Origin of the sequence: Streptomyces sennicomposti, from assembly GCF_019890635.1 — a bacterium.
Lineage (GTDB): Bacteria > Actinomycetota > Actinomycetes > Streptomycetales > Streptomycetaceae > Streptomyces > Streptomyces sennicomposti.
The window spans coordinates 120,619-146,557 of sequence record NZ_JAIOAB010000009.1; the positions used below are offsets into that span (position 1 = coordinate 120,619).

18 protein-coding genes and 2 tRNA genes are annotated in these 25,939 nt (G+C 71.8%); 13 read left to right on the forward strand and 7 right to left on the reverse strand.

The genetic code is table 11. The annotated features are described in order from the left end of the window. Nucleotides 1-47 precede the first annotated feature (47 nt). From dnaA to K7787_RS08340, 9 genes are all read left to right on the forward strand, one after another. Nucleotides 48-2,108, forward strand: coding sequence for a chromosomal replication initiator protein DnaA (gene dnaA, locus K7787_RS08300; protein WP_078512059.1), 2,061 nt, complete (start codon nt 48-50; stop codon nt 2,106-2,108). 1,075 nt (nt 2,109-3,183) lie between these two features. Then, nucleotides 3,184-4,314, forward strand: coding sequence for a DNA polymerase III subunit beta (gene dnaN / locus K7787_RS08305; RefSeq protein WP_009189584.1), 1,131 nt, complete (start codon nt 3,184-3,186; stop codon nt 4,312-4,314). A gap of 276 nt (nt 4,315-4,590) precedes the next feature. Further along, entirely contained in the window at nt 4,591-5,466 is an 876-nt protein-coding gene (gnd, locus tag K7787_RS08310) for a phosphogluconate dehydrogenase (NAD(+)-dependent, decarboxylating) (protein ID WP_009189585.1), read from the forward strand. A 52-nt stretch (nt 5,467-5,518) separates the two neighbouring features. Beyond that, nucleotides 5,519-6,640 carry a DNA replication/repair protein RecF gene (recF, locus tag K7787_RS08315; protein ID WP_223000979.1) on the forward strand — a complete coding sequence of 374 codons (1,122 nt, stop codon included), beginning with the start codon at nt 5,519-5,521 and terminating at the stop codon, nt 6,638-6,640. Then, a complete protein-coding gene (locus tag K7787_RS08320) occupies nt 6,637-7,314 on the forward strand; it encodes a DciA family protein (RefSeq protein ID WP_223000980.1) in 678 nt (225 codons plus the stop codon). Before recF ends, K7787_RS08320 begins: the two co-directional genes overlap by 4 nt. A 417-nt stretch (nt 7,315-7,731) precedes the next feature. After that, a complete protein-coding gene (gene gyrB, locus K7787_RS08325) occupies nt 7,732-9,789 on the forward strand; it encodes a DNA topoisomerase (ATP-hydrolyzing) subunit B (RefSeq protein WP_019981313.1) in 2,058 nt (685 codons plus the stop codon). Nucleotides 9,790-9,831: 42 nt separating this feature from the next. Continuing rightward, nucleotides 9,832-12,426, forward strand: coding sequence for a DNA gyrase subunit A (gene gyrA, locus K7787_RS08330; RefSeq protein WP_019981312.1), 2,595 nt, complete (start codon nt 9,832-9,834; stop codon nt 12,424-12,426). 19 nt (nt 12,427-12,445) lie between these two features. Further along, the gene (locus K7787_RS08335; RefSeq protein ID WP_019981311.1) at nt 12,446-13,180 is read left to right on the forward strand and encodes a DUF3566 domain-containing protein; all 735 of its coding nucleotides are present in this window, start codon (nt 12,446-12,448) and stop codon (nt 13,178-13,180) included. Between the two features lie 216 nt (nt 13,181-13,396). After that, a tRNA-Ile gene (locus K7787_RS08340) sits at nt 13,397-13,470 on the forward strand. Nucleotides 13,471-13,887: 417 nt separating this feature from the next. Here K7787_RS08340 and K7787_RS08345 read toward each other — a convergent pair. After that, on the reverse strand, nt 13,888-14,253 hold the full coding sequence (locus K7787_RS08345) for a DUF6344 domain-containing protein (protein WP_009189597.1): 366 nt from the start codon (nt 14,251-14,253) through the stop codon (nt 13,888-13,890). Nucleotides 14,254-14,579: 326 nt separating this feature from the next. On the opposite strand from K7787_RS08345, the gene K7787_RS08350 reads away from it, so the two are divergent. Both K7787_RS08350 and K7787_RS08355 read left to right on the forward strand, forming a co-directional pair. Further along, the gene (locus K7787_RS08350) at nt 14,580-14,708 is read left to right on the forward strand and encodes a DLW-39 family protein (RefSeq protein ID WP_003999697.1); all 129 of its coding nucleotides are present in this window, start codon (nt 14,580-14,582) and stop codon (nt 14,706-14,708) included. Nucleotides 14,709-15,056: 348 nt separating this feature from the next. Next, nucleotides 15,057-16,460, forward strand: a complete 1,404-nt coding sequence (locus K7787_RS08355; RefSeq protein ID WP_223000981.1) for a hypothetical protein — start codon at nt 15,057-15,059, stop codon at nt 16,458-16,460. A gap of 117 nt (nt 16,461-16,577) precedes the next feature. Here the strand turns inward: K7787_RS08355 and K7787_RS08360 are convergent, their stop codons facing one another. Together K7787_RS08360 and K7787_RS08365 are read right to left on the reverse strand one after the other, a co-directional pair. Continuing rightward, nucleotides 16,578-18,560 carry a serine/threonine-protein kinase gene (locus K7787_RS08360; protein ID WP_223000982.1) on the reverse strand — a complete coding sequence of 661 codons (1,983 nt, stop codon included), beginning with the start codon at nt 18,558-18,560 and terminating at the stop codon, nt 16,578-16,580. A 78-nt stretch (nt 18,561-18,638) separates the two neighbouring features. Continuing rightward, nucleotides 18,639-19,187 (reverse strand): helix-turn-helix domain-containing protein, encoded by a 549-nt coding sequence (locus tag K7787_RS08365; protein ID WP_009189601.1) that lies wholly within the window; start codon nt 19,185-19,187, stop codon nt 18,639-18,641. Nucleotides 19,188-19,370: 183 nt separating this feature from the next. Here K7787_RS08365 and K7787_RS08370 point away from each other — a divergent pair. After that, a tRNA-Ala gene (locus tag K7787_RS08370) sits at nt 19,371-19,443 on the forward strand. Between the two features lie 516 nt (nt 19,444-19,959). Here K7787_RS08370 and K7787_RS08375 read toward each other — a convergent pair. Continuing rightward, nucleotides 19,960-20,550: a CGNR zinc finger domain-containing protein gene (locus K7787_RS08375; RefSeq protein WP_169438310.1), complete on the reverse strand. Its 591-nt coding sequence runs from the start codon at nt 20,548-20,550 to the stop codon at nt 19,960-19,962. A gap of 99 nt (nt 20,551-20,649) precedes the next feature. Between K7787_RS08375 and K7787_RS08380 the strand changes: the two genes are divergently transcribed. Further along, on the forward strand, nt 20,650-21,402 hold the full coding sequence (locus K7787_RS08380) for an MBL fold metallo-hydrolase (protein WP_169438311.1): 753 nt from the start codon (nt 20,650-20,652) through the stop codon (nt 21,400-21,402). A gap of 191 nt (nt 21,403-21,593) precedes the next feature. Here K7787_RS08380 and K7787_RS08385 read toward each other — a convergent pair whose 3' ends face one another. The 3 genes from K7787_RS08385 to K7787_RS08395 are packed head-to-tail and all read right to left on the reverse strand — an operon-like array spanning nt 21,594 to nt 25,867. Next, on the reverse strand, nt 21,594-22,631 hold the full coding sequence (locus K7787_RS08385) for a DMT family transporter (protein WP_019981296.1): 1,038 nt from the start codon (nt 22,629-22,631) through the stop codon (nt 21,594-21,596). 50 nt (nt 22,632-22,681) lie between these two features. Then, nucleotides 22,682-24,268 carry a class I adenylate-forming enzyme family protein gene (locus K7787_RS08390; protein WP_169438313.1) on the reverse strand — a complete coding sequence of 529 codons (1,587 nt, stop codon included), beginning with the start codon at nt 24,266-24,268 and terminating at the stop codon, nt 22,682-22,684. A gap of 6 nt (nt 24,269-24,274) precedes the next feature. Further along, nucleotides 24,275-25,867 carry an aminotransferase class I/II-fold pyridoxal phosphate-dependent enzyme gene (locus K7787_RS08395; protein ID WP_233359604.1) on the reverse strand — a complete coding sequence of 531 codons (1,593 nt, stop codon included), beginning with the start codon at nt 25,865-25,867 and terminating at the stop codon, nt 24,275-24,277. Between the last annotated feature and the right edge of the window lie 72 nt (nt 25,868-25,939).

Here is a 25,939-nt window from a genome sequence, read left to right on the forward strand (position 1 = left end):
CCGTCCCGAACCACACGTTCGTGGGACCCCGTGAGAGAGCGTGCCCTGTGGCTGACGTACCTGCCGATCTTGCCGCAGTGTGGCCACGAGTTCTCGAACACCTCCTCGGGGAAGGGCGCGGGCAGGGGGTCGAGACGAAGGACGAGCACTGGATCCGCCGCTGCCAGCCGCTCGCGCTGGTCGCCGACACCGCGCTGCTCGCCGTGCCGAACGAGTTCGCGAAGAACGTGCTGGAGGGGCGCCTCGCCCCGATCGTCAGCGAGACCCTGAGCCGCGAGTGCGGCCGGCCGATCCGCATCGCGATCACCGTCGACAGCTCGGTCGGCGAGTCCCAGCCTCCTGCCCCGCCGGCGCCCCAGCAGCGCTACGAGGAGCAGGAACTGCCCACCGGCCAGGGCGGTTACGAGGGGTACGGCCGCCGTCGGCCCGACCACCGCGGCGAGGGCCACCGCCCCGGCCGCGGCGACCAGCACCAGGGCGGGCCCGGCGACCAGCTGCCGTCGTCGCGCACCGGCCCCCAGCAGTCCGACGGCACGGACCCGCTGCCCACCGCCCGCCCGGCCTACCCGTCGGAGTACGCGGAGTACCAGCGCCCCGAGCCCGGCGCCTGGCCGCGCCCCGGCCAGGACGACTACGGCTGGCAGCAGCAGCGGCTCGGCTTCCCGGAGCGGGACCCGTACGCCTCGCCCGCCCAGGAGCCGTACGGCACGCGCGACGGTTACGGCCAGCAGGACACGTACGGCCAGCAGGACGGCTACGGCTCGCAGGACTCCTACGGCGGACAGGACGCGTACGGGTCCGCCAAGGACTCCTACGCCCGGCAACAGGACTACCGGCCGCGGCCGATGGAGCGCCCCTCCTACGAACAGTCGCGCTCCGACTACGAGTCCTCCCGCGGCGACTACGAACAGCGGGACTACGACCAGCGGGACGGCGGCCGCCGGGAGCCGCCCGAGCCGCCGGCCGGCTCCGGGCACGGTCCCCGGGGCGGCCCCGGCGGCCCGAACCAGCCCGGCCACGGCGCATCCGGCCCCTCGGGCGCACCGGCCAAGCCGGCCCCCGGGCCGGGGGAGCCGACGGCGCGGCTGAACCCGAAGTACCTCTTCGACACGTTCGTCATCGGCGCGTCCAACCGCTTCGCGCACGCGGCGGCGGTCGCGGTCGCCGAGGCGCCGGCCAAGGCGTACAACCCGCTGTTCATCTACGGCGAGTCGGGCCTCGGCAAGACGCACCTGCTGCACGCGATCGGGCACTACGCGCGCAGCCTGTACCCGGGCACGCGCGTGCGGTACGTCAGCTCCGAGGAGTTCACCAACGAGTTCATCAACTCCATCCGCGACGGCAAGGGCGACAGCTTCCGCAAGCGCTACCGCGAGATGGACATCCTGCTCGTGGACGACATCCAGTTCCTCGCGGACAAGGAGTCGACGCAGGAGGAGTTCTTCCACACCTTCAACACCCTGCACAACGCGAACAAGCAGATCGTGCTGTCCAGCGACCGGCCGCCCAAGCAGCTGGTGACGCTGGAGGACCGGCTGCGCAACCGCTTCGAGTGGGGCCTGATCACCGACGTCCAGCCGCCCGAGCTGGAGACGCGCATCGCGATCCTGCGCAAGAAGGCGGTGCAGGAGCAGCTCAACGCCCCGCCGGAGGTGCTGGAGTTCATCGCCTCGCGGATCTCGCGCAACATCCGTGAGCTGGAGGGCGCGCTGATCCGGGTGACGGCGTTCGCCTCGCTCAACCGGCAGCCGGTGGACCTGGGGCTGACGGAGATCGTCCTCAAGGACCTCATCCCCGGCGGCGAGGACTCGACCCCGGAGATCACCGCGACGGCGATCATGGCGTCGACCGCGGACTACTTCGGCCTCACGGTGGACGACCTGTGCGGGACCTCGCGCGGCCGCCAGCTCGTCACCGCCCGGCAGATCGCCATGTACCTGTGCCGCGAGCTGACCGATCTGTCGCTGCCGAAGATCGGCGCGCAGTTCGGCGGGCGCGACCACACGACCGTCATGCACGCCGACCGCAAGATCCGGGCGCTGATGGCGGAGCGGCGCTCCATCTACAACCAGGTCACCGAGCTGACCAACCGCATCAAGAACGGCTGACGACGGCCGCCGGCCGGTCCGGCACGGTCGCAGGGCGCTCCGGGGTCTCCGGGGCGCCCTTCGTCGTCCCGGGCGCCCGGCGGGCAGGCGGCCCGGGGAGGGCGGCGAGGCGCCTGGGGAGGCGTCCTTGGGACGGGGGTGCGGGCGCTGTGGGGGAGGGCCCCTCGGGACGCAGGTGCGGGTGCTGTGCGGAGGCTTCCTCGGGACGGGGGTGCGGGTGCTGTGGGAGGGGTGCTGGGCGTCCTGAGCGCCCTGAAGAGGCCCTCGGGGCGATGTCCCCCGCCTCGCCGCCCGCGCCGACGCCCCCTCCGCTGTTCGATTTCGAGGCGGGGTTACGGCCTTCCTCCACAGATTCGGCGACTTTTTTCCGTCCACATGCTGGGGACTGCGAAGTTGTCCAGACTGCGTCCACAGGCCAGCCTGTGGGGAGATCATCATCCCAGCTCAGGTGCCTGTGGATCCGTGGACGAAGGATCTCCACAGGCTGTGGACAAAGTGGCCGTCCACAGGCTGTGGATCGAGTTGTCCACGGGTAACCCACAGGCTGTGGGCGGTTGTCCCCAATGATCGGCCCCTTCTCCACATGGCTGTCCACTGTTCGGCAACGCGGCGACCCCGATCACCGCGTCGAGTGAAAGCCGTCACACCAGGCTGCCGGTTTGGGGTGTGGGAAACCCGGGAAAATCTGGGGACGCAGCTGGGGAGAACTGCCCTCAGCCTGTGGGCGAGGTGTGCAGAACTTTCTGTTCTCCACAGAAGCGCCCGGTTGTCCACCGGCTCCACCCACAGGGGCAGTGGACAAAATCTCCGCGCTGAGCTGGGCAAACGTGGTTATCCACCGTATCCACAGGCCCTACTACTACTCCCGACTAGAGAGAGCGTGGAATTCGTTTCGAAGCGGGGCCTGTGCACAACTCGCCGTCTCGAGCCCGGCCGCCCCTCGGAGCGACTTGACCCCGACAGGCACCTACTGTCAGTGGCGTGCGTCAGACTGGTCCCCCGGTGTCCTTCCCGCCGCAGTGCGCGGTGACACCGAGTCGGAGGACTCAGAAGCAACAGCAGGAGGCGGCTTACGGTGAAGATCCGGGTGGAACGCGACGTACTCGCGGAGGCAGTGGCCTGGGCGGCACGCAGCCTCCCGGCCCGTCCGCCGGCGCCTGTTCTCGCCGGCCTGCTGCTGAAGGCCGAGGACGGCCAGCTGAGCCTGTCGAGCTTCGACTACGAGGTCTCCGCCCGGGTGTCGGTCGAGGCCGAGGTCGAGGAGGAGGGCACGGTCCTGGTCTCCGGCCGCCTGCTCGCCGACATCTCCCGCGCCCTGCCCAACCGGCCGGTGGAGATTTCCACAGACGGTGTACGGGCGACCGTGGTCTGCGGCTCGTCCCGCTTCACGCTCCACACACTGCCTGTGGAGGAGTACCCGGCGCTGCCGCAGATGCCGAACGCGACGGGCACGGTGCCCGGCGAGGTCTTCGCCTCCGCCGTGCAGCAGGTCGCCATCGCGGCCGGCCGCGACGACACGCTGCCCGTCCTCACCGGTGTCCGCATCGAGATCGAGGGCGACACGGTCACGCTGGCCTCCACCGACCGCTACCGCTTCGCGGTCCGCGAGTTCCTGTGGAAGCCGGAGAACCCGGACGTCTCCGCGGTCGCCCTGGTGCCCGCCAAGACGCTCCAGGACACCGCCAAGGCGCTGACCAGCGGCGACAGCGTGATCCTGGCGCTGTCCGGCTCCGGCGCCGGTGAGGGCCTGATCGGCTTCGAGGGCGCGGGCCGGCGGACCACCACGCGGCTGCTCGAAGGCGACCTGCCGAAGTACCGCACGCTGTTCCCGACCGAGTTCAACTCCGTCGCCGTCATCGAGACCGCCCCCTTCGTGGAGGCCGTCAAGCGCGTGGCCCTGGTCGCCGAGCGCAACACCCCGGTGCGGCTGAGCTTCGAGCAGGGCGTGCTCATCCTGGAGGCCGGCTCCAGCGACGACGCACAGGCTGTGGAAAGGGTCGACGCCCAGCTCGACGGCGACGACATCTCCATCGCCTTCAACCCGACGTTCCTGCTGGACGGCCTCAGCGCGATCGACTCGCCCGTGGCTCAGCTCTCCTTCACGACGTCCACCAAGCCCGCCCTGCTCAGCGGCAAGCCCGCGGTGGACGCGGAGGCGGACGACGCGTACAAGTACCTGATCATGCCGGTGCGGCTGAGCGGCTGAGCCGGCGGCCGGGGCGCGGGGGCGTCGCCCACAGGCGCGCCACGGGTGCCACAGGCACCACTGGCGCCCCGCCGCTGCCCCCGCGGGACCGCCTTGAGCGGCTTGAGCGCCCTGAGCGGCTTGCCGGCCCGGTTCTCCGCCGGTCCGTCCGGGGCGTGGGCATACGCCTTCGTATGAGCGCGTATGCCCACGGATGTGCGCGAGCGTCCGGGTTTAGGCTCGGCCGGGGCACGCGAGTGCCCCCATGCCACGTCGGAACCCCTAAGGACACAACTGATGGAGCTCGGTCTCGTCGGCCTCGGCAAGATGGGCGGCAACATGCGCGAGCGCATCCGCCGCGCCGGCCACACCGTCATCGGATACGACCGCAACCCCGACCTCGCGGACGTCCACAGCCTCGAGGAGCTTGTGGGCAAGCTGCAGGGCCCGCGCGTGGTCTGGGTGATGGTCCCGGCCGGCGCCCCGACCCAGTCGACCATCGACGCCCTCGCCGAGCTGCTGGAGCCCGGCGACGTGGTCGTGGACGGCGGCAACTCCCGCTGGACCGACGACGAGAAGCACGCCGAGGAGCTGGCGGCCAAGGGCATAGGCTTCGTGGACTGCGGCGTCTCCGGCGGCGTCTGGGGCCTGGAGAACGGGTACGCGCTGATGTACGGCGGCGACGCCGAGAACGTCGCCAAGGTGCAGCCGGTCTTCGACGCGCTGAAGCCGGAGGGCGACTTCGGCTCGGTGCACGCCGGCAAGGTCGGCGCCGGTCACTTCGCCAAGATGGTCCACAACGGCATCGAGTACGCGATGATGCAGGCTTACGCCGAGGGCTGGGAACTCCTGGAGAAGGTCGACTCCGTCGACAACGTCCGCGAGGTCTTCCGCTCCTGGCAGGAGGGCACCGTCATCCGCTCCTGGCTGCTCGACCTCGCCGTCAACGCGCTCGACGAGGACCAGCACCTGGATGGACTGCGGGGCTTCGCGCAGGACTCCGGCGAGGGCCGGTGGACCGTCGAGGCGGCCATCGACAACGCCGTGCCGCTGCCCGCGATCACGGCCTCGCTGTTCGCGCGGTTCGCCTCCCGCCAGGAGGACTCGCCGCAGATGAAGATGATCGCCGCGCTGCGCAACCAGTTCGGCGGCCACGCCGTGGAGAAGAAGTAGCCCGCAGGACCGCACGACGGTCCGCATTGCTGGAGGAGGCCGGCGAAGGTCCATGCACGTCACGCATCTGTCGCTGGCCGACTTCCGCTCGTACGCCCGGGCCGAGGTGCCGCTCGACCCGGGCGTCACCGCCTTCGTGGGCCCCAACGGGCAGGGCAAGACCAACCTCGTGGAGGCGGTCGGCTACCTCGCCGCCCTCGGCAGCCACCGGGTCGCCACCGACGCCCCGCTGATCCGGATGGGCGCCGAACGCGCGGTGATCCGCGCCCAGGTGCGCCAGGGCGAGCGGCAGCAGCTGGTCGAGCTGGAGCTGAACCCGGGCCGCGCCAACCGGGCCCGGATCAACCGGTCCTCGCAGGTCAGACCGCGCGACGTGCTCGGCATCGTACGGACCGTGCTGTTCGCGCCGGAGGACCTCGCCCTGGTCAAGGGCGACCCCGGGGAGCGGCGCCGTTTCCTGGACGAGCTGATCACGGCCCGCTCGCCGCGCATGGCGGGCGTGCGCTCGGACTACGAGCGGGTGCTCAAGCAGCGCAACACGCTCCTGAAGTCCGCCGCGCTGGCCCGGCGGCACGGCGGCCGCTCCATGGACATGTCCACGCTGGACGTGTGGGACCAGCACCTCGCGCGCGCGGGAGCCGAACTGCTCGCGCGGCGCCTCGACCTGATCGCGGCGCTGCAACCGCTGGCCGACAAGGCGTACGAGCAGCTGGCGCCCGGCGGCGGCCCGCTCGCGCTGGAGTACAAGCCGTCCGCGCCGGGCGAGGCGCACACGCGCGAGGACCTGTACGCGCAGCTGACGGCGGCGCTCGCCGACGCCCGCAAGCAGGAGATCGAGCGGGGCGTCACCCTGGTCGGACCCCATCGTGACGACCTGCTCCTCAAGCTCGGCCAGCTGCCCGCCAAGGGGTACGCCTCGCACGGCGAGTCCTGGTCGTACGCGCTGGCGCTGCGCCTGGCCTCGTACGACCTGCTGCGCGCCGAGGGCAACGAGCCGGTGCTGATCCTCGACGACGTCTTCGCCGAGCTGGACGCCCGGCGCCGGGAGCGGCTGGCCGAGCTGGTGGCGCCCGGCGAGCAGGTCCTGGTGACCGCCGCGGTGGACGACGACGTGCCGCACGTCCTGGCGGGGGCGCGGTTCACGGTGTCGGACGGGGCGGTGGAGCGCCTATGAACCCCGAGCACGGCCCGGCGGCCGGCCGCCCGCAGCCGAACCCGAACCCCGCGCCGAGTCCCGCGCCGAACCGGACGACGAGCCCCGCCTCGCATCCCGCGGCGGACCCCGGCCGGCAGCCCTCCGGCGCGGCCCCCGGCCCTGCCGCGAACAGCCCGAAGACCCCCAGGACCCCCGAGCCCTCGGGCGTCGACCTCGCGCGCGTGGCGTTGCGCGCCGCGAAGGAGGCGGCGCGCGCGCGGGGCGACGCGGCGCAGCAGAAGAAGCAGGCGCGGCGCGGCGGTCTGCGCTCCGGCGCGCGCGCCGACGGCCGCGATCCCCTGGCGCTCGGCGCCGCGATCAACCGCCTGATCACCGAACGCGGCTGGGAGACCCCCGCGGCGGTGGGCGGCGTGATGGGCCGCTGGCCGCAGATCGTCGGCGCGGACGTGGCCAAGCACTGCGCGCCGGAGCGGTACGACGAGGACGAGCGCGTGCTGACGGTGCGCTGCGACTCGACGGCGTGGGCGACGAATCTGCGCCTCCTCGCGCCGACGCTCGTCGCCCGGCTGAACGAGGACCTCGGCCATGGCGCGGTCCGGCTGATCAAGGTCTTCGGCCCCGGCGGACCGGTCCGCCGGCACGGTCCCCTGCGCGCTCCGGGCAGCACGGGACCCGGTGACACGTACGGGTGAGGTAACTCACACAGGCAGTTCACGGAGGCCTGCGAGGGGCGTGGAAACCGCCTGCCGCGCGGCCTTCCGCGCATCCGCACGCCCTTGCGAATCCGTACCTGACCCCTGAGTAGCGAAGGGTTGACGCCCGGAAGCGCTGAGTGCCGCTGTGAGCCTCTTTGGGCCCCCTTCCGCATATCGGGACCCGTTCGAGACCGGTTCAGGGCGGCACATGCGGACTCAGGTGCCCGCAAACCCCCATCACTGTCGGCGCTACCGGTAGACTGGAAGACAATCCCGCCCCGAACGTGGGGACCGTCCGGGAAAAGCTGAGCAACGCTGATCAAGGCTGATCAAGGCTTACCAACGCAACATGCCGCAGCCGCTCCGGCAACCTGCCGCCGAGCCCGGCTCGTGCTGTGCCAGAAAGGGCGCTTCGTGGCCGATTCCGGCAACCCCAACGAGAACATCCCGTCCACCGACGCCGGCGAGAACGGTGCCGCCGCCTCCAGTGGTGAGGTCACGGCCTCGTACGACGCCAGTGCCATCACCGTCCTCGAGGGTCTGGACGCGGTCCGCAAGCGACCCGGTATGTACATCGGCTCGACCGGTGAGCGAGGACTGCACCACCTCGTGTACGAGGTCGTCGACAACTCCGTCGACGAGGCGCTGGCCGGCCACGCGGACACCATCGACGTGACGATCCTCGCCGACGGCGGCGTCCGCGTCGTCGACAACGGCCGCGGCATCCCGGTGGGCATCGTTCCCTCCGAGGGCAAGCCGGCCGTCGAGGTCGTGCTGACGGTGCTGCACGCGGGCGGCAAGTTCGGGGGCGGCGGCTACGCGGTCTCCGGCGGTCTGCACGGCGTGGGCGTCTCCGTGGTGAACGCGCTGTCCTCGAAGGTCTCCGTCGAGGTCAGGACCGACGGGTACCGCTGGACGCAGGACTACAAGATGGGCGTCCCGACGGCCCCCCTGGCGCGGCACGAGGAGACGGCCGAGACCGGCACCTCGGTCACCTTCTGGGCCGACCCGGACATCTTCGAGACCACCGAGTACTCCTTCGAGACGCTGTCGCGGCGCTTCCAGGAGATGGCGTTCCTCAACAAGGGCCTGACGATCCGGCTCACCGACGAGCGCGAGTCGGCCAAGGCCACCTCCGGCGCGGACGAGGCGGGCGCCGACGAGACGGACGAGGTCAAGTCCGTCACGTACCACTACGAGGGCGGCATCGTCGACTTCGTGAAGTACCTCAACTCCCGCAAGGGAGACGTGGTGCACCCCACCGTGATCGACCTGGAGGCCGAGGACAAGGACAAGAGCCTGTCCCTTGAGGTCGCGATGCAGTGGAACGGTGGTTACAGCGAGGGCGTGTACTCCTTCGCGAACATCATCCACACGCACGAGGGCGGCACCCACGAGGAGGGCTTCCGCGCGGCTCTCACCAGCCTGATCAACAAGTACGCGCGCGACAAGAAGCTGCTGCGCGACAAGGACGACAACCTCACGGGCGACGACATCCGCGAGGGCCTGACCGCGATCATCTCGGTCAAGCTGAGCGAGCCGCAGTTCGAGGGCCAGACCAAGACCAAGCTGGGCAACACGGAGGCGAAGACCTTCGTCCAGAAGGCGGTCTACGAACACCTGAACGACTGGCTGGACCGCAACCCGGTCGAGGCCGCGGACATCATCCGCAAGGGCATCCAGGCGGCCACCGCGCGCGTGGCGGCCCGCAAGGCCCGCGACCTCACCCGCCGCAAGGGCCTGCTGGAGTCCGCCTCCCTGCCGGGCAAGCTCTCCGACTGCCAGTCGAACGACCCCACCAAGTGCGAGATCTTCATCGTCGAGGGCGACTCCGCCGGCGGCTCGGCCAAGTCCGGCCGCAACCCGGAGTACCAGGCGATCCTCCCGATCCGCGGCAAGATCCTCAACGTCGAGAAGGCCAGGATCGACAAGATCCTGCAGAACCAGGAGATCCAGGCGCTGATCTCCGCGTTCGGCACCGGCGTGCACGAGGACTTCGACATCGAGAAGCTCCGCTATCACAAGATCATCCTGATGGCGGACGCCGACGTCGACGGCCAGCACATCAGCACCCTGCTGCTGACCTTCCTGTTCCGCTTCATGCGGCCGCTGGTCGAGGCCGGGCACGTGTACCTCTCCCGTCCCCCGCTCTACAAGATCAAGTGGGGCCGGGACGACATCGAGTACGCCTACTCCGACCGCGAGCGCGACGCGCTGATCGAGATGGGCCGCCAGCGCGGCAAGCGCATCCGCGAGGACTCGATCCAGCGCTTCAAGGGTCTCGGCGAGATGAACGCCGAGGAGCTGCGCGTGACCACCATGGACCAGGAGCACCGGGTCCTCGGCCAGGTCACCCTCGACGACGCCGCGCAGGCCGACGACCTGTTCTCGGTCCTGATGGGCGAGGACGTCGAGGCCCGCCGCCAGTTCATCCAGCGCAACGCCAAGGACGTCCGCTTCCTCGACATCTGAGTCGGTCTCAGCTGACCGCACCAGGAAGGATCCTCACCAGCAATGGCCGACGAGAACACTCCAGTCACCCCTGAACAGGGCGGCGAACTCGCCATGCGCGTCGAGCCCGTCGGGCTCGAGACGGAGATGCAGCGTTCGTACCTCGACTACGCGATGTCCGTCATCGTCTCGCGAGCGCTGCCGGACGTGCGGGACGGCCTCAAGCCCGTCCACCGCCGCGTGCTGTACGCCATGTACGACGGCGGCTACCGCCCCGAGCGCGGCTTCTACAAGTGCGCCCGCGTCGTCGGCGACGTCATGGGCAACTACCACCCGCACGGCGACTCCTCGATCTACGACGCCCTGGTGCGCCTCGCCCAGCCGTGGTCGATGCGGATGCCGCTGGTGGACTCCAACGGCAACTTCGGCTCCCCGGGCAACGACCCGGCGGCGGCCATGCGGTACACCGAGTGCAAGCTCGCGCCGCTGTCGATGGAGATGGTCCGCGACATCGACGAGGAGACCGTCGACTTCACGGACAACTACGACGGCCGCTCCCAGGAGCCGACCGTCCTGCCCGCCCGCTTCCCGAACCTGCTGATCAACGGCTCGGCCGGCATCGCGGTCGGCATGGCGACCAACATCCCGCCGCACAACCTGCGCGAGGTCGCCGCCGGCGCCCAGTGGTACCTGGAGAACCCGGAGGCCTCGCACGAGGAGCTCCTGGACGCGCTCATCGAGCGCATCAAGGGCCCCGACTTCCCGACCGGCGCGCTCGTCGTCGGCCGCAAGGGCATCGAGGAGGCGTACCGCACCGGGCGCGGCTCCATCACGATGCGCGCGGTCGTCGAGGTCGAGGAGATCCAGAACCGCCAGTGCCTGGTGGTCACCGAGCTGCCGTACCAGGTCAACCCGGACAACCTCGCGCAGAAGATCGCCGACCTGGTGAAGGACGGCAAGATCGGCGGCATCGCCGACGTCCGCGACGAGACCTCCTCGCGCACCGGCCAGCGCCTGGTGATCGTCCTCAAGCGGGACGCGGTCGCCAAGGTCGTCCTGAACAACCTCTACAAGCACACCGACCTGCAGACCAACTTCGGCGCCAACATGCTGGCCCTGGTCGACGGCGTGCCGCGCACCCTCTCGCTGGACGCGTTCATCCGCCACTGGGTGACGCACCAGATCGAGGTCATCGTGCGCCGGACCCGCTTCCGGCTGCGCAAGGCCGAGGAGCGCGCCCACATCCTGCGCGGCCTGCTCAAGGCCCTGGACGCCATCGACGAGGTCATCGCGCTGATCCGGCGCAGCGAGACCGTCGACGTCGCGCGCGGGGGCCTGATGGGCCTGCTGGAGATCGACGAGATCCAGGCCAACGCCATCCTCGAGATGCAGCTGCGCCGGCTGGCCGCCCTGGAGCGCCAGAAGATCGTGCAGGAGCACGACGAGCTGCAGGCGAAGATCAACGAGTACAACGAGATCCTCGCCTCCCCGGTCCGCCAGCGGGGCATCGTCAGCGCCGAGCTGGCCGCGATCGTCGAGAAGTACGGCGACGACCGCAAGACGAAGCTGATCCCCTACGAGGGCGACATGTCCATCGAGGACCTGATCGCCGAGGAGGACATCGTCGTCACGGTCACCCGCGGCGGCTACATCAAGCGGACCAAGACCGACGACTACCGCGCCCAGAAGCGCGGCGGCAAGGGCGTGCGGGGCACGAAGCTGAAGGAAGACGACATCGTCGACCACTTCTTCGTCTCCACCACGCACCACTGGCTGCTGTTCTTCACCAACAAGGGACGGGTCTACCGCGCCAAGGCCTACGAGCTGCCCGACGCCGGCCGGGACGCGCGCGGCCAGCACGTCGCCAACCTGCTGGCCTTCCAGCCGGACGAGTCGATCGCCCAGATCCGGGCCATCCGCGACTACGAGGCGGTGCCGTACCTGGTGCTGGCCACCAAGGCCGGCTTGGTCAAGAAGACGCCTCTGAAGGATTACGATTCGCCGCGCTCCGGCGGTGTCATCGCCATCAACCTGCGCGAGCGGGAGGACGGCACCGACGACGAGCTGATCGGCGCGGAGCTGGTCTCGGCGGACGACGATCTGCTGCTGATCAGCAAGAAGGCCCAATCCATCAGGTTCACCGCCTCGGACGACACGCTGCGCCCGATGGGCCGTGCGACCTCGGGCGTCAAGGGCATGAGCTTCCGCGAGGGGGACGAACTCCTCTCGATGAATGTGGTGCGACCCGGTACGTTCGTGTTCACTGCCACTGACGGTGGGTACGCCAAGCGGACCCGGGTCGACGAGTACCGCGTCCAGGGCCGCGGCGGCCTCGGCATCAAGGCCGCCAAGATCGTGGAGGACCGCGGTGAGCTGGTCGGCGCGCTGGTGGTCGAGGAGACCGACGAGATCCTCGCCATCACACTCTCGGGCGGTGTGATTCGTACGCGAGTCAACGAGGTCAGGGAGACGGGCCGTGACACCATGGGCGTCCAACTGATCAACCTGGGCAAGCGCGATGCCGTGGTCGGCATCGCACGTAACGCCGAGGCGGGACGCGAGGCGGAGGAAGTCGACGGCGACGTGGCCGTGGACGAGACCGCCGAGGGTGTCGCGACGGACGGCACGGACGAGGGTGAGGCGCCCTCGGCCGAGTAGCACGAGGAGAAGAGTCATCGTGAGCGGAGCCACGGGCGCCGGATCGACCGGTACCTCCACGGGTACGGAAACGGACGGCGGCCGTGGCTCCGCCGCGCGTGCGACCGACCCGCACACGACCAACCTGAAGCCGATCAAGCCGTCGGCGGCAGAGCAGCACTCGCCCGACTCTCACGGACCCCAGGGGGGAACGGTGACGGACACCCGAGGCCGCCAGACCCAGCCCGGCGCCGGCCGGCCCGGCTCGCCGCTGCCGGGCGAGCGGCAGCCGCAGCAGTCGTCGGAGCCGTACCACCCGCCGCAGGCCTACCCGGCCGCCGGCGGGCCCGCGGACCGCACCGGCACCGTGCGCCGCCCGCGCACCGGCGCCCGGACCACGCCGCGCACCCGCAAGGCCCGGCTGCGGGTGGCCAAGGCCGACCCGTGGTCGGTGATGAAGGTCAGCTTCCTGCTCTCCATCGCGCTCGGCATCTGCACGGTCGTCGCGTCCGCGGTGCTGTGGATGGTCATGAACGCGATGGGCGTGTTCTCGACGGTCGGCGGGACGATCTCGGAGGCCACCGGGTCCAACGACTCGAACGGCTTCGACCTGCAGTCCTTCCTGTCCCTGCCGCACGTCCTGATGTTCGCGGTGATCATCTCGGTCATCGACGTCATCCTGGCGACGGCGCTGGCGACGCTCGGCGCGTTCATCTACAACCTCTCGGCGGGCTTCGTCGGCGGCATCGAGCTGACGCTGGCCGAGGACGAGTGAGGACGCGCTGACCGCTGGCTGACCGCTGGCTGACCGCCGGCTGACCGCCGGCTGACCGCCGGCTGACCGCCGGCCGGGCGCCCGGCTGCCCGCCCGGCGCTTTTGACCAGGGCCGACGCCCGTGGGACGCCCTCCCGACAACCGATTTTGGGACTGCCGCCCTCGTGCGCTAATCTTCAGGAGTCAGCGCGCGGGACACACACCGCAGAGCGCGGCGGGGCTATAGCTCAGTTGGTTAGAGCGCATCCCTGATAAGGATGAGGCCACAGGTTCAAATCCTGTTAGCCCCACAGTTGTGAAAGAACCCCCGGACCACTTGGTCCGGGGGTTCTCTCGTGTGTCGGGGGATTTGGGCCCGGGGAACTGTGCGAGGGCGGGTCTGCGGTTGCGGTTATGCCGGGTTCTGTCGGGCCTGCGGGGGTGTGAGGGTGGGCCTGTGGGCGCGGGCTCAGGGGAACGGGCGTCCTGTGAGCTGTGAGGGCCAGGGGGAGAGGGGTGATCGCCTGTGACGGGGCCGGGGGTCCGTGCGTCCTTGCCGGGCGCCGGTACGGGTGCGGGTGTGGGGCTTGTGGATGTGCGGGAACGACAGAAGATCCCCGGTCGGCGCCGACCGGGGATCTTCTGGGTTTCGGTGGTGTGCTGTACGCAGTCCGCCGTTGTCTCATGAGGTTCGGGTGGTGGCTCCGGCGTGGGCCGGGCCGGTTCTGTCAGCGTTGCAGCGGGATCGTGGGCCGGGCCGGTGGTTCGGCGGCGGTGTATTCGGTCTCGGTGGTGAGCGACGCCGTCTCGTTCTCCGCGCGGTGCCGGCAGCTGGGGGACTTTCCGTGGGCCTCGGCCCGGATCCGCTGTTTCATCGTGGGGGGCAGTGACCGGGCGTGCCGGGCTTGGCTTCTGGACCAGGTGGATGCCGTCGTCTGCGCCGGGAGCCGGGTGGAGCTGTTGGGCGCCGTCCCGGTCTTGGGGGCGGCGGAGGCCGCGCCGGCGGTCGTGGTGATGAGTCCGAGCGCCGTGCAGAGCGCGAGGAAGGCGGTGACGATGGCGGTCCACAACTTCATGATCTTGTGCTGGTCCATGGCCCCTCACTTTCGGGTTGGGCGATTTGCGTACTTTGCTCATGATGTGTATGTGGACCGCGAAGTGGTGGACCGACGCCCGTGGCGCCGCGATCTTCGGATGAACACCACTCGGATGGAGGCATGCGGGGCGAAAAGGTGCGCAGACGGGAGGAGGGCGGGCAAAGTCGCGTTCCGTGAGGGGGTGATCACCCTTCGTCCGCCGTGTCCTAGCGGCCTCGCGCACCCGGCAGTTGAGGGCCGACGCAGGTCACCGATCGATATCGGCCGGTGTGTATAGTCGGGCGCCAGAGGTCCCCTACGTCAACGAAAGACGAGGTCGCGCGGTGAAGAAGCTTCTCCTGGTCGCACTGGCCGCCATCGGCGGGCTCCTTGTGTACCGCCAGATCCAGGCCGATCGCGCCGAGCAGGACCTGTGGACGGAGGCGACCGACTCCGTGCCCACGGGTTCCTGAACCACCCGACATCCGGTACTGAACAGACCCCGACCGCCGCAGCGGTCGGGGTTTTGCGTTGCGTACGCACTCCGACGGGCGCCAGGCCCGGCGCCGCGTCCCGTGTTGCGGGGCGGGGACACGCGGGGTAGGGGACGTCTCGTGAGACGTACGGTTCGGACGCCCGTACGGAATGTGCGGATGGCGCAACGACGCCCGGGGCAGGATGGGCGACGGCGGGGAACAGCGGACGCGGGACGCGAGGGGTGGCGCGGGATGGGACGGCCTACGGCTGCACGGCGGGCTCCGGGCCGGCCACCGGCACCAGTACGGGTACGGGAGCGAGTACGGGGGCGAGTACGGGTTCAGGTGGTGGCGCGCGGCTGGGGTGGTCGCCGCCGGGTCAGGGGCGACGTCTTAGGGCCGGGCGCCGTCACCGCTTTCAGCGCCGTCACCGCCCTCCGCCTGGCCGCCGCCACGGCGGTGCTGGGGCTGCTGGCCGTCGTGGCCGGGCTGCAGGCGGTGGCGGCCGGGTCGCAGGCGGTCGCGGCCGGGGATCCGGGGGCGTACGGCTTCGGCGGCGGCGCCCGGTCCGTCACCGGGGCGGCGACCACTGCCGACGCCCCGCTGCTCGACGCCGGCCGCACCTACCGCAGCGCGCTGCCGCACCACGGCAAGCTCTACTACCGCCTCCAGCTCGACGCCGCCTCCACCGCCTACGTCTCCGCCACCGCCGTCCCCGCCGCCGGCAGCACCGTCTCGGCCGAGGACGGCGTCAGGGTGTCGGTGCGGGACGCCCACGGCGGTTCGTGCTCCTACCAGGCCACCCGCTTCGGCGCGGGCCGCAGCCCGCACCCCGTCGCCGCCTGGGGCGCCCGGGACGCCGCCCCGGGCCGCACGCTCTGCCAGGGCGCGGGCACGTACTACGTCCTCATCGAGCGCATCGACGCGAACGGCTCCTCGCCGGACACCTGGCCCCTGGAGCTGGCCACCGCGACCGAGCCGGCCCTGGACCGGACCGGCCCGACGACGGCCCCGCGGACCTGGGACTCGGCCACGCCCGAGCCGGTCGGCGGCCGGGCGGCGGACCGGGCCGGCGGCAACGGCTTCGCCACCGCGACCGCGCTCGGGCACGGCGTGTGGCGGGCCTCGGTCCGGCCCGGGCAGACCCTCTTCTACCGGGTGCCGGTCGACTGGGGACAGCAGCTGAACGCGGTCGCCGAACTGTCCGGCGCGGGTAGCAGCGGTTACGTCGAGGGCGCGCTGACCCTGTCGCTCTACAACCCCGTGCGCGGCTACGTGGAGGACGCGTACGCCGGTTACACCGGGCAGCGGACGGCCGCCGCGCTCGCGCCCCTGCCGCCCGTCGCCTACGCCAACCGCTACGGCTTCGCCGACCCGGCGAAGGCCATGCGGTTCGCCGGGTCCTACTACCTCGTCGTCCACCTCGCCGACCAGACGGCGGACCGGTTCGGCACGGGACCCTACGACCTGACGCTGCGGGTGCGGCTCGACGGTACGGCACGGCCGGGGCCGGGGTACGCGGGCCCGTCGGAGCCGCGGAACCGCTTCGAGGTGACGGAGGCCGACCGGATCGCGGTGACACGGGCCGGGCCGCAAGGCGGCTCGGCGGGCGGTTCGGAAAGCGGCTCGGCGGGCGGGTCCGGTGCGCTGCGGGCGGTCGCCGTGGGCGGGATCGGTGCGGGGACCGCCCTGCTGGTCGCCCTCGGGGTGTGGACGCTGGTCGCCCGGCGGCGGGCGGGCGCCTGGTAGCTCGTCCGGTGCCGCCCGGGGGCTCCGGTTCTTGCTCGGGGGCTCTGGTTCTTGCTCGGGGGCTCTGGTTCTTGGCGGGGTTCGGAGTCGGCTCGGGGGTTCCGGTTCTTGGCGGGGTCAGAGTCGGCTCAGCGCCCAGAAGCCGACGGCGTAGCAGGCCAGCGCCAGCAGCAGCAGCGGCACCACCGCTTTCGCGGGCGGGCCCGGGCGGCGGGGGCGTACGGCGCGGTGCCGGGAGGCCGCCCGGGTGGGGGCGGGCGGCTGCGCGGCGGGCGGACGCGGGTCCTCGGCGGTGTAGGAGGCGGTGGCAGGGTCGGCCTGCGGGCGCGGTGCGGGGGGACGCAGCGCGTGCGTCGGGTCGTGGGCCCGGCCGGCGGTCGCCTGCGCCACGGGGCCGAAGGGAGCGCCGGTGGCACGGGTGGCGGGGGTGGCGGTGGGCGCCTGCGCGGGTGGGGCGGCGGTACGCGGCGCCGCCGGTCGGTGGGAGGCCTCGGGGAAGGCCGTCTGCGGGGGCGGCAGATGGAAGCTGCCGGTGTCGGACGGGTCCGGGGAGGACGGCAGGCCGCGCGAGCCGGCCGAGCGAGGCGAACCGGTCGAGTCGCTTGAGCGGGTCGAGTGGGGCGAGCGCGTCGAGTAGGGCGAGTTGGGCGGGTGGGCCGCGTCGGTGGAGCCGCTTGTGTCGGGCGGGGCTGTGGGGCGGCGCGCCCCGGGGGTGTGGCCGACGTGGTCCGGGAACGACTCCGTCGAGCCCGTGTCCCGCCGGTAGCCGTGGCGCGGGTCGGAACCGGAACCCACCGAGTCGCCGGCCCGGCCGCGGGACCCGGCTGTGCCGTACGCGCCCGTGCCCGTGCCGCCGGGGAGCCCGACCCCGCCGTACGACGCGTCTGTTCCGCCGTACGACGCGTCCGTGTCGTCGTACGACGCGTTTGTGCCGCCGTACGTGTCCGTGCCGCGGGGCGTCCCGGTCGCCGCGGGCGGTAACGCCGCGCCCACGCTGCCGGTCGCCGAGCCGGCTCGGGGAACGCCCCTGAAGGCCCCGCCGGTGTCAGCCCCGACGCCGTCACCGCCTCCGGCGTCCCAGGCATCCCCGGTGTCCCCGGAGCCACCGACATCCCCGGAGTCACCGACGTCCCCGGTAACCCCGTGAGCCCCCGTGGTGTCGGAGGTTCCGTCGTCCCGGGGCTCCCGGCCGGTCCCCACCGTCACCCCCGGACTCCGCCGCAGCGGGCCCTCGGGGCCGAACCCGGGCGGCAGTGGGCCGAGTTGGTCGAAGATCTCGATCAGCTCGTCGTCGGGGCCGGGCTCGGGCAGGAGTTCGACGGCCGCCGCGAGGGCCTTGCGCGCGCCCGTGGCGGTCCGGAACCGGGCGTCGGGGTCCGGTTGCAGCAGCGTGGCCACCACCTGCCACAGCGGCTCGGGAACTCCCTTGGCCGCGCTCGGCGTTCCGTGCTCCGAGAAGTACTCCACGAGCGCCTTGGCGTCCGGCTTGGCGCCCTGGAGGAGATAGAGGGCGACCAGTCCGGTGGCGAACAGATCGGCGGGGAAGTCGGGTTCGGCGCCCATCAGCTGCTCGGGCGCGAGGTAACCGGGCGTCCCCACCACGAGGTTGGTCTCGGTCAACCGGGGTTCGCCCAGCCGCATCGCGATGCCGAAGTCGGACAGCCGCAGCCTGGGGCGGCCGGTCCCGGTGGCCTCCAGCAGGACGTTGGCCGGCTTGATGTCGCGGTGCACCACCCCCTCGGCGTGCACCGCGGCGAGTCCTGACAGCAACTGGTCGAGGAGGGTGCAGACGAACGCCGGGGGCAGCGGGCCGTAGTCCCCGACCAGATGGACCAGCGAGCCGCCGGCCACGAGGTCCATGGTGAACAGGACCTTGTCGTCGTCGGCGGCCCAGCTGGCCGGGGCGAGCACATGGGGGTGGTCGATCCGCAGCGCCTGCTCGCGGACGAAGCGCAGCAGGGAGTGGGCGTCGCGCTGCTGGAGGACCTTGGCGGCCACGTAACGGCGGCGCCGGTGGTCCCAGGCGCGCCAGACCGCGCCGACCCCACCGCGTCCGATCGGGTCGGCCAGTTCGTACCGGCCGGCGAAGACCTCACCCATGGCTGTGCGTCGCTCCTCCCCCTGTGGTCTTCCCCCTTGCCTTTCCCGCGGCGCGCGCCGCGACCCCTCGCCGGGGGGTCAGTTCTGGTGGTGCTGGTAGTGCGCGACGGCGTCGGAGGTGCGGCCGGCGCCGTACACCCGCAGGAACTCGGCCAGTTCGGGGTGGCTCGGGGCGAGGCTGTCCGCCGCCTCGATGATGTCGCCGGCGGCGGCCACCGAGCGGAGCAGGGACTGGATCTCGCGGACCACGCGCTTGACCGTGGGGGCGCCCGAACTGCTCGTGGTCTGCGTGGTGTTGCTGAGGACCGAGCCCCCCTGCGAGCGCTTGATCTCGTCCATGCGCTCGGTCGCCTCGGCCGCGCTGACGCTGCCGTCGGCCACCTGGCCGGCCAGCTCCTGGAGCAGCTGGACCCGCTGGACGACCGCCGGGTTGCCGATCTTCGCGCGCTGGCCGCTCATGAGCTGCGACAGCATCGGGGCGGACAGCCCCAGGACCCCCGCCAGCCGGGCCTGGTTGAGCCCGAGATCGTCTATGAGCTTACGGAAGAGCGCCCCCAACGGCTCCCCATACCAGTTCCGCTGCAGTTCCCGCGCCCTGGCGGTGGCTTCCTGCTGTGCGGCGTCCATTGCGTCTCCCCATCGCTTCCCCAAGTACGGCGGTTCGCTGTAGCGAACCACGCGGAGCATCTTACGGAGCGTGGTCGGTCGCGGGGACCCCCAATCTTTTTGCGAGATCCGGGGGGTGACCCGGTACTCTGGTCTGCGGCACCCGACCGGCGGGCGCTTCCTCCGGCCGGATGCTCCTCTCGCGGGGCCTTAGCTCAGTTGGTAGAGCGCTGTCTTTGCATGGCAGATGTCAGGGGTTCGACTCCCCTAGGCTCCACTCATAAAGCCCCTTTGACCTGCGGAAACGTCGGTTCGGAGGGGCTTTTTCGCGTGGGGCCGGACGGCGCGTTGGCCTCGATTCGCCGCGGGTCCGCGCGGAGTGCGCCCCTCCCGGCGTTCCCCTGCGGCCCGGGTGCGGCGGCGGGACGAGGACGCGAGGCGGTCGAGGCGGCCCCGGCGCCGTTGATGGGGCAGGGCCACACGTCCCCCGTCTCCCGTGCGCCGTCGGCGCGGCTGCGGTCGAGGCGGTCCTGCCCTGCGGCGGCGGCGCCCAGGGGCGTGCCGACGTCCGGCATCGACGCCATGACCAAGCTCCGCGGCGAACGGTTCGCCTCGTCAGCGTGTGGCCGGCCGTGGCGGGGACGGGCCTCCCATCGACCATCGCTGACCGAACGTCAAGCGGCGTGCCACGCCGTTTGATTCGCCTGTGCAACCCGTGAGTCCACTTCCCCGCACCCTTCTGACCTGCGTAAACGCGGGCATGGGGCGTTTTTCGTGTCCTGGGTGGCAGTGGTCAGCCGGCCGTGCGGCGGGCGTAGGCGCGGGCGGCCCGGGCGCGGTCGCCGCAGCGGACCGAGCACCAGTGCCGGCGGCCGGAGCGGAGCAGGTAGCGGTTGCAGGGGGCCGAGCCGCAGGCGGTCAGGCGTGCCGCGTCGGGACCGGTGAGCAGCTCGGCGGCGTCCGCGGCGAGGACGCCCAGGGCGTGGTCGACGGTCTGGTCCGTGGGATGCGGGGCGGCCCGGTACGGCCCGTGCACCGGGTCCCAGTGCAGGAGGGCGGCCGTGGGGACCCGGGTGAGGGCCTCGTTGACGGCGGCGAGGGCCTCCTGGGGCGCGGGCCGTCCGTCGATCCGGGAGGTGAACAGGGCCCGGATCTGCTCGCGCAGGGAGCGCATGCGCAGGGCGCACGTCTCGCGCAGTTCGGTGTCCGCCGGGGCGAGGTTCCGCTCGGTCAGCCAGCGCGCCGCGTCCTCGGGGGTGGCGAGCAGGTCGAGGGTCCGTCCGCCGGGCAGGGTGACGACGCTGTCGGCGAAGTCGAGGGCGGGGTACTGCTCCGCACCTGGCGCGGTGGCCGGTACGGGTGCGGTGGACGCGGTCCTGGTCATCACTTTCACGGTACACCTTGCCCCTATCCATGAGAAGCCGTAACTTCACGGTTAGCGAATCGCTTATCCGTGATGTTTCTTCCGTGAGGGTGTGCTGTCATGACTGCTGCTGTTCCCGTCCGCGTCCTCGGTGGCCCGACCGCTCTCCTCGAGTACGGCGGACTGACGTTCCTGACCGACCCGACCTTCGACGGCCCCGGAGACCACCCCCTGGGCAACGGCCGGGTCCTCACCAAGACGGCTCCCGCCGGGGCCGCCCCCGCCGACCTGGGCAACATCGACGTGGTTCTGCTCTCGCACGACCAGCACCCGGACAACCTCGACCGCTCCGGGCGCGCCCTGCTCGCCGACGTTCCGCTGACGCTCACCACCCGCGGCGGCGCGGACCGGCTGGGCGGCACCGCGCGGGGGCTCGCCCCCTGGGACTCCACCGTCCTGCCGGTCCCCGGCGGAGTGGACGTCACCGTGACCGCGGTCCCCGCGCTGCACGGGCCCGAGGGCTGCGAGCCGGTCATCGGCGAGGTCGTCGGCTTCGTGCTGAGCGGGGACGGGCTGCCCACGGTCTACGTCAGCGGTGACAACGCCTCGTTGGACCTGGTCCGGCAGATCGCCGAGCGCTTCGGCCCGGTCGACACCGCCGTCCTGTTCGCCGGCGCCGCGCGCACCGCGGCCCTCGACGGGGCGCTGCTCACCCTGGACAGCGGCCAGGCCGCCGAGGCCGCGCGCATCCTCGGGGCTCGCCGGATCGTCCCGGTCCACTTCGACAGCTGGGCCCATTTCACCGAGGGACGGGAGGAGCTGGTGGCCGCCTTCACGGCCGCGGGCCTGCTGGACCGCGTCCAGCTGTCCTGAGCCGCTTCGGCCGCGCCGAGCCGGCCCGAGCCTGTGCGGACCGCGCCGCCCTGCCCCGAGCGGCGGTAGCCGCGGGCGTGAGGCCCGCGGCTACCGTGTGGCGTCGGCCGTCCGATGGGTGCGTGCGCCGTGCCGTCCGGCGGCGTCAGCGTCCGGACGCCGCCGTGTCAGCGGCCGGACGCCCCACCGTGTCAGCGTCCGGACGCCACCGCGGCGGGCTGCGCCTCTCCGGCGCCCGGCGCGGTCGCGACCGGCTTCGCCGCGGCCTGCGCGGCCTGCGCCGCCTGCGCGGCGGCCGTGCGCTGGGCGACGCGGCGCAGGTACAGGTTGTTGAGGACCAGGGCGAGGGCGGTCAGCGAGGCGCCCACGATCTGCATGCCCGCGGGGATCACGCCGGTCAGGGCCGAGATGACGAACGCCGTGATCGGGACGACGTCCATGAACAGGACGCCGTTGAGCGGGCCGAGGTACTTGTTGCCGAAGTTCCAGCCGAGGACGCCCACGAACCCGGCGATGACGCTCATGTAGGCCAGCTCGGGCAGGACCGCGGTCACGTCGTGGCCGCTCGGGACGGGGACGCCGCCGGCGGCCAGGATGACGGCCGTGATGACGGCGGCGCTGGCCAGGCCGAGCACCGTGGTGATCGCGGTGTACTTGATCGGGGACCAGGTCGGGAAGAACGTCGCGCCGGACGTGTAGATCACCCAGCACAGCGCGGCGAACAGCAGCAGGGCGTCGGGGCCGAAGTCCGAGGGGTGGGCGAGGAGCGTGCTGAGGCTGCCGTCGGAGACGACGAGGATGACGCCGACGAAGGACATGGCGATGAAGGCGAGCGCGCCCTTCGGCGGGACGACCTTGCGCAGCACCCAGTTGACCAGGAAGCCCATCATGGGCATGGTCGCCATCATGATCGAGGCGTTCAGGGCGCCCCGGGCGCCGATGAGGTCCTGGCCGAAGAACACCAGGAACTGGAAGCCCGCGAAGCCGGCCGTTCCGAACAGCCAGGCCAGACCGATCCGTTCGCCCTTCAGCCTGAATCCGGCCGTGCCCTCGCGCAGCTTGAGGAACACCAGGAACATCGCGCCGGCGATCGCGTAGCGCAGGCAGGTGAAGGTGAAGGGGTCGATGTGCTTCAGGGTCACGTCCATGAGGGGGAACATCGCTCCCCAGGACACCGTGGCCAGCAGGCACAGCAGCAGGCCGCGGCTGTAGTTCTTCTGATCGTTCATGACTCTTCCTGTCGAGTGGGGGGACCGAGGGCCGGAGGTGGCCGGTCGGGTCAGGCGGGGACGAGGCCGGAGCGGCGGGTCGCTGCCTCGGCGCGGACGAGGGGCAGCACCGTCTCCAGCAGCCGCGCCGCCCGCACCTTGCCGGTCGGGCTGTACGGGATGGCCTCCACCGGGACCACGTACGCGGGCAGGCACGGCACCCGACGGGTGCAGGCGGCGGCGACGGCACGCCTGCCGCTCTCCAGCCGCTCGGGGGAGACCGGGGCGAACGGCACGATCAGCACGTCCTCCCCGGTGTCCTGGAGCTTGGTGCGCAGGACGGCGGTCTCGCGGACGCAGGGCAGGTCCATCAGGTCGTTCTCGAGGCCGAAGATGTTGACGTCGAGCGGCTTGCCCTCGGCCGCCTTGGAGACGCCGTCGTTGCGGCCGGTGAGTTCGAGCCGGCCGGCCTCGTCGATGAAGCCGCTGTCGCCGGTGAGCAGGAAGCGCTGGACCCGGCCGCCGTACTCGAGGTCGAGGAACTCCGGTTCGGCGGTGGCGTAGGCGTCCATCAGCTGGTAGCTGGCGATCGCCACCCGGCCGCGTACGCCCTTGGGCACCGGACGGTTCTCCGGGTCGAGCACGGCGATGGTGTTGCCCGGCATCGGGCGGCCGGAGCGGCAGGGCGCCACATGCAGTTCCTCGGGGCCGATCATGACGTTCACACCGGTCTCGGTGGTGCCGTAGTAGAGGTGCAGGACCGGTCCCAGGCGGTCCCAGGCGTTGTTCACGACCCAGCGGTTCAGGTGCCGCCCGCCGGAGAGCACGAAGTGCAGCCGCGAGGTCTTGTGCAGGTGCTCGGAGGCGGGGTGGGCGACGACCCGCTTGAGGACCGGCGGGACCATGAGCGTGGTGGACACGCCCTCCTGCTGGATCAGCCGGATCAGGGCCGCCGTGTCGTCGTACGGGCCGAGGACGACCGTGCCGCCCAGGGACAGGAAGATGCGCGCCCAGCCGGGACCCGAGGCGTGGTACAGCGGGACCGTCACCAGGTGGACGTCGTCCTCGTCGAAGGAGTACTGGTCCACCAGGTCGGCGAACCGGCGCGCCTCGAAGGAGGACCGGCGGATCACCAGCTTGGGGATGCCGCTGGTGCCGGAGGTGAAGGAGAACGCCTCGAACGGCTGCTCCACCGGCCGGGGTTCGCCCGGCTCCGACAGGAGCAGGTCGGTGAAGGCGACGCCCGGCGCGTTCTTCGGCGGGTCGCTGTCCAGCCGGATGTCGAGGACGTCCCGGCCGTCGGGCCAGCCGGCCTCGGTGAGCACGGCGCGCTGGGCGGAGGTGCTGATGACCACGGTCGGCCGCAACTGCTCCAGGGCGCCGGCGGTGGCCTCGGGCCCGGCGGTGTAGTCGAGTCCGACGCACGGGATGCCGAGCGAGGAGACCGCCGCCATGGCGACGACCAGCTCCCAGCTGTTCTCGGCGACGAACACCGCGCGGGCCGGGCGTATGCCGGGCAGCCGTTCCTCGACGGCGGTCGCCACCCGGGCCACCTTGTCGGCGAGGCTGGCCCAGGTCAGCCGGACCTCGCCGTCGACCAGGGCGACGTGTCCCGGGCGGCGCTCGGCGTGCTTACGGATGTCCGCGAGCTTGATCATTTACGGTCACTTCCTTCCTGCGGGAACAGCGGGAACAGCGGGGAGTGCGGAAACGCCGGGGACCGCCGCGGAGACGGGGGGTCCCGAGGGAACGGGGACGGCGGCGGTGGAGACACCGGGCTGGTGCAGCGTGTAGATCTCGCAGCCGTCGGAGCGCAGGGCGTCGATCTCGCCGAGGGTGCGGTCGCAGACGCGCTCCCCCGGCACGGCGATCGGGATGCCCGGCGGGTACGCGATGATGAAGTGGTCCGAGGCGCCCGGCGTCAGGGCCGCCGACGTGGTGCGGCAGGTGCGCTGGATGGTCCGCAGCGCGTCCAGCAGCCGCAGCAGGGTGGCCTCGTCCACCCCGATGTGGAGGTGGAAGAGCACCGCGTCGCCGCTCTCGCGGGCCACGTAGAGGGCGTACTCGTCGAAGAGGACCCGCCGGAACTCGGCGGCGGTGATGCCCAGGGCGCCGATGTCGACCAGCACCCGGGTCGGGTCGTCGCTCACCAGGAGCGCCGGATCGGTCAGGTGGCCCTCCGCGCCCAGCGTGCGGTACGCCGACAGCCGCGGGTCGGTGCCGAGTTCGGTGCGCAGGGTCTGGGCGAGGTGCAGCGACCGCTCCAGCAACTGCTCGCCCTCGGTCTCCGCCTGCAGGCGGGCCAGGTCCAGGCTGGCCAGCACCGGCCAGCTGGGCGAGGTGGTGTGATGCTGGAACAGCGCCTGGGCGACGCGCTCCCGGGCCTCGCCCTCGCCGGCCAGATGCAGGTACGAGCCCTGCCGCAGCGCCGACATCGACTTGTGCGCCGAGTGCGTCACGGCCACCGTCAGGGGCGGCGCCGACGCGGTGCGGCGCAGCCTCTCCACCGCGTGCAGCGCGGTCAGCGGCCGCAGCCGGGGATGGAAGCGGTGCACCGCGCCCCACGCCTCGTCCACCAGGACCCGGACCCCGGGGTGGGCGGCGGCCAGCTCGGCCAGCACCGTCGGCAGGTCGTAGCGGACACCGTCGTACGACACGGCGGACAGCACGACGGTGTCGTACGGCCGGCCCTCCGCCACCGCTTCCCGGAACGTCTCCAGCAGCCGGGGCAGGTCTCCGAAGGTGCGCGGGCAGTCGGCACAGCACCTCTGCATGGGCGCGTAGACGACCTCCACGCCGAGCCCGCCGAGCGCGAAGTGCACGGACTGGTGGCAGCTGCGGTCGGCGAGCACCCGGCCGCCCGGACGGGTCAGCGCCGTCAGGGCGACCCGGTTGGCGGTACTGGTGCCGGTGGACAGGAAGTACGTCGCGTCGGCGCCGAAGCCGCGGGCGGCCAGCCGCTGGGCCTCGCGCAGCGGACCGCGGGGGCGGAAGAACGAGTCCAGCATCGTCCCGCTGTAGGACACGTCGGCGGCGAGCTGGGCCGCGCCGAACAGGCTCTCGTAGGACTCCCGGATCCGGGAGTCGCGGATCGACCGGCCGTGCGACAGAGGAAGGGCGTGGAAGGAGGCGATGTCCCGGCGCGCCGCCGCGAGCACGGCATCGGCCAGCGGTGTCCTGCCCGCCCCGTGGCGCCCGGGGAGGGGCGCCGGCGCGTTCTCCCCGGAGGGGGGAGTGGAGCTGGTGGGTTCGGTCATGCCCTCATAAAACAAAACCTTTGCGAAGGTATCAAATACTATCGGGGATCCTGATGACAGCGGCTCGGCGAC

What these genes read in the sequence shown, in the direction of transcription:
- gnd (WP_009189585.1), top strand. Translation starts at nt 4,591, where the DNA reads ATGGAGCTCGGTCTCGTCGGCCTCGGCAAGATGGGCGGCAACATGCGC.
- recF (WP_223000979.1), top strand. Translation starts at nt 5,519, where the DNA reads ATGCACGTCACGCATCTGTCGCTGGCCGACTTCCGCTCGTACGCCCGG.
- K7787_RS08320 (WP_223000980.1), top strand. Translation starts at nt 6,637, where the DNA reads ATGAACCCCGAGCACGGCCCGGCGGCCGGCCGCCCGCAGCCGAACCCG.
- gyrA (WP_019981312.1), top strand. Translation starts at nt 9,832, where the DNA reads ATGGCCGACGAGAACACTCCAGTCACCCCTGAACAGGGCGGCGAACTC.
- K7787_RS08345 (WP_009189597.1), bottom strand. Translation starts at nt 14,253, where the DNA reads ATGGACCAGCACAAGATCATGAAGTTGTGGACCGCCATCGTCACCGCC.
- K7787_RS08360 (WP_223000982.1), bottom strand. Translation starts at nt 18,560, where the DNA reads ATGGGTGAGGTCTTCGCCGGCCGGTACGAACTGGCCGACCCGATCGGA.
- K7787_RS08365 (WP_009189601.1), bottom strand. Translation starts at nt 19,187, where the DNA reads ATGGACGCCGCACAGCAGGAAGCCACCGCCAGGGCGCGGGAACTGCAG.
- K7787_RS08375 (WP_169438310.1), bottom strand. Translation starts at nt 20,550, where the DNA reads ATGACCAGGACCGCGTCCACCGCACCCGTACCGGCCACCGCGCCAGGT.
- K7787_RS08380 (WP_169438311.1), top strand. Translation starts at nt 20,650, where the DNA reads ATGACTGCTGCTGTTCCCGTCCGCGTCCTCGGTGGCCCGACCGCTCTC.
- K7787_RS08385 (WP_019981296.1), bottom strand. Translation starts at nt 22,631, where the DNA reads ATGAACGATCAGAAGAACTACAGCCGCGGCCTGCTGCTGTGCCTGCTG.
- K7787_RS08390 (WP_169438313.1), bottom strand. Translation starts at nt 24,268, where the DNA reads ATGATCAAGCTCGCGGACATCCGTAAGCACGCCGAGCGCCGCCCGGGA.
- K7787_RS08395 (WP_233359604.1), bottom strand. Translation starts at nt 25,867, where the DNA reads ATGACCGAACCCACCAGCTCCACTCCCCCCTCCGGGGAGAACGCGCCG.